This is a genomic window from Archangium sp. (genome assembly GCF_036388035.1).
Lineage (GTDB): Bacteria > Myxococcota > Myxococcia > Myxococcales > Myxococcaceae > Archangium.
Map to the genome: position 1 here is coordinate 1 of NZ_DASVSO010000076.1, position 2030 is coordinate 2030.

Annotated in this window: 1 protein-coding gene and 1 pseudogene; both read left to right on the top strand. The window is 68.2% G+C overall.

The window, feature by feature from the left end; genetic code table 11:
• A pseudogene (locus VF697_RS03285) lies at positions 1 to 1324 on the top strand (serine/threonine-protein kinase PknK); the annotation flags it as partial.
• 34 nt (positions 1325 to 1358) lie between these two features.
• A partial coding sequence (locus tag VF697_RS03290) for a serine/threonine-protein kinase (RefSeq protein ID WP_331092002.1) occupies positions 1359 to 2030 on the top strand: 672 nt, incomplete at its 3' end.

Here is a 2030-nt window from a genome sequence, read left to right on the forward strand (position 1 = left end):
ACTCGGACAACAGCCGGAGCGCGCTGTTCCGTTCTACACCCAGGCCGCCGAGCAGCTCTTCGACCGGCATGATCTCCAAGGAGTGATGCGGTGCACGGACGCTGCCCTCTCGTGTGACATGAGTGGTGAGTTCCCGGCCCGGCTGCGCGCGCTCCAATCCATGGTCGCCTATTGGGGGGAGCGAGGGGAGCTGGCCCTGGAGCTCGGCGTGCCGGCTCTGGCGGGGCTGAAGGCTGGCAGCTCGTTGTGGTGCAAGCTGCTGGGCAGCTTGATTGTCGGGGGCCACTTCCGAAACCAGGAGCAGGTGGCCCGAATGATAGAGCTTTTGCTGAGCACCTCGCCGGAGCCCAAGGCGATTGCCGCTTATGTCGAGGCCCTCGGCCAGATAGGGGGCGCGAGGATCTATTCCGGCGCGCGCCAGCAGGTGGAGGGTCTGCTCGAACGGATCATGGAGGTCGGTGCTGACGCCATGCTCCACGATGCCCTGGTGCGTGGCTGGATGAGATTCTTGAAGGGCTTCTTCCTCCACTTCTTCGAGGCCAGGCCCTGGCAGGCCTTCATGACGGCCGATGTGGGCCTGCGCGACTTCCGCGACATGGGCGTGGAGCGGGACGAAAACGTCACGCGGGTCGTTTCAGGGATGGCCCTGGCCTCGTTGGGAGACCTGTCCGGTGCCGTGGAGCGTTTGCGAGAGGCCAAGGTCGCTGCCCTGCGTGCGGAGCACCGTATCTCGGTGCACTTCGCCCATCACTACCTGTTCCAGGCGTTGGCCTCCAGCCCCGAGCCAGCGCACCGTCAGGAGGCTCATGACCTTGCGCTCGAGTGGTTGGTCGACCCCGCCTGCTATTCATTTCAACGGGCGGTGGCGAGCGCCGCGCTGGCGCAAGTGATGCTGGCCAGCGGTGCTCTGAGCGAGGCCGAGGTGTACGCACGCACTGCGTGTGAGCTGCTGGCGCCCTTCAAGTGTTACTCGGTCTTCGGGAACAGGGCCCTCAGTGCTGTCCTGCTCGCCCAGGGACGCGCCGCGGAGGCTCGAGAGGTGGCGGAACTGGGAGTGCGGGAGCTGGAGCAGATGGGCAGCCAGGGCGTGTTCGCGGTGGTCGTGCGCCTGGCGCTGGCGGAAGCCTGCTTCGCGCAGGGGGATGCCAGCGCGGGGGAGGCCGCGCTCCGCGAGACCCTCCAGTGCGTGCGTGCCCGTGCCAACGACATTCCCGACGCCGCGGCCCGTGAGCGTTTCCTGCGGCAGGTGCCCGAGAATGCCCGCACCCTCGAGCTGGCTCGGCAGCTCTGGGGCGAACTCCAGGAGCCAGGCGACTCCGTGTAGCATGGCGTGAGCGGGCCGCGAGCCTCACCACGCCATGGACAACAGCCCAGACGACACTCTCACCACCCCATCTTCCGCCAAGGCATCTGCTGGGAGCCCGCCCCAGGAGACGCTCATCGGGGGGCGGTTCACCCTGGGAGCCCTGGCCGGGCGCGGAGGCATGGGCGCCGTCTACCGGGCCACCGACTCGCGCTCCGGCCAGCACGTCGCCCTCAAGTTGCTGCACGCCGTCACCTCGCCGGAGGTGGCCTATCGCTTCAAGCGCGAGGCCGTGCTGCTGAGTGAGCTGCGCCACCCCGCCATCGTCTCCTATGTCGACCATGGCACCACCCAAGCGGGCCAGCCCTATCTGGCCATGGAGTGGCTCGAAGGCGAGGATCTGGCCCAACGCCTCGCACGCCAGCCGCTCAGCCTGTCTGAAACCCTGAAGCTGCTGCGGCGTGCCACCGAGGCGCTCGCCATGGCCCACCAGCAGGGCATCGTCCACCGCGACATCAAGCCCTCCAACCTCTTCCTGCGCGGGGGGAGGCCCGAGGACGTGGTGCTCCTGGACTTCGGCCTGGCGCGCCAGGTGGTGTCCACCCTGGTGGGGGTGACGGGCAGCAACGTGGTGGTGGGGACCCCGGGCTACATGGCGCCCGAGCAGGCCTCCAGCCAGCACGACATCCGCGCCTGTGCCGACATCTTCTCGCTGGGCTGCGTGCTG